Origin of the sequence: Solitalea longa (genome assembly GCF_002920915.1) — a bacterium.
GTDB classification, from domain to species: domain Bacteria; phylum Bacteroidota; class Bacteroidia; order Sphingobacteriales; family Sphingobacteriaceae; genus Solitalea; species Solitalea longa.
The window spans coordinates 1-1,154 of record NZ_PQVF01000036.1 but is presented as its reverse complement, the minus strand read 5'-3'; the positions used below and the strand labels follow the sequence as shown (position 1 = coordinate 1,154).

The following is a 1,154-nucleotide window of genomic DNA, read 5'->3' as shown; positions in this document are numbered from 1 at the left end:
ATGCGGCAGCAACTACATCATTAGCGAATCCTTCTTCGATAAGCACAAGTGGCACTTATTATATTAAGCTTACCAGCACACAAGGTTGTTTGGTAATCAAACCCGTAACGGTAACGATCAATGTCTTGCCGAAATTGGTGGTTACGGATCCTGAACCTACATGCGATCAACCTGTTGATCTAACCAGTGTAATAATAACAGCCGGAAGTGATGCAGGTAGTTTGAGCTATTTTAGCGATGCGGCAGGGACAATCTCACTAGCCGACCCAAAGGCCATTATGGTTAGTGGCACCTATTATATTAAGCTAACTAACCCACAGGGTTGTTCGGTGATCAAGCCTGTAACGGTGACAATTAATGCCTTGCCAAAATTGGTGATTACCAACCCGCCAGCTACATGTGATCAACCTATCAATTTAACTAATCCAGCCATTACAGCCGGAAGCGATGCAGGAACGCTTAGCTATTTTGTTGATGCGGCATCAAAGACACCTTTAACCAATCCTTCCTCGATAAGCGCCAGTGGCACTTATTATATTCAACTTACAAATGCCCAGGGTTGTTCGATGATTAAGCCCGTAGCTGTAACGATTAACCCATTACCAAAATTGGTGATTACCAACCCGCCAGCCACATGTGATCAACCCGTTGATCTGACCAATGCGACCATTACAGCTGGCAGTGATGCAGGTACGCTCAGCTACTTTAGTGATGCAGCAGCAACCAAGCCTTTAGCGAATCCTTCTTCGATAATTGCCAACGGCACCTATTATATTCAGCTTACCAGCACCCAGGGCTGTTCGGTGATTAAACCCGTAACGGTGACGATCAATGCCTTGCCGAAATTGGTGATTACTAACCCGCCAGCTACATGTGATCAGTCTATTGATCTGACCAGTGCAGCCATTACAGCCGGAAGCGATGCAGGTACGCTCAACTATTTTACTGATGCGGCAGCAACTACACCATTAGCGAATCCTTCTGCAATAACTGTTAGTGGTACTTATTATATCCTACTTACCAGTGCACAAGGGTGTTCGATGATCCAACCCGTAACGGTAACGATTCATCCTTTACCAAAATTGGTGATTACCAACCCGCCAGCCACCTGTGCTCAACCCGTTGATCTGACTAATTCAGCTATTACAGCTGAT

1 protein-coding gene is annotated in these 1,154 nt (G+C 45.5%); it reads left to right on the top strand.

Translation table 11 applies throughout. From position 1 onward, the window contains the following. The coding region (locus C3K47_RS19660; RefSeq protein ID WP_165784747.1) for a hypothetical protein at positions 1-1,154 on the top strand (1,154 nt) is incomplete at both ends.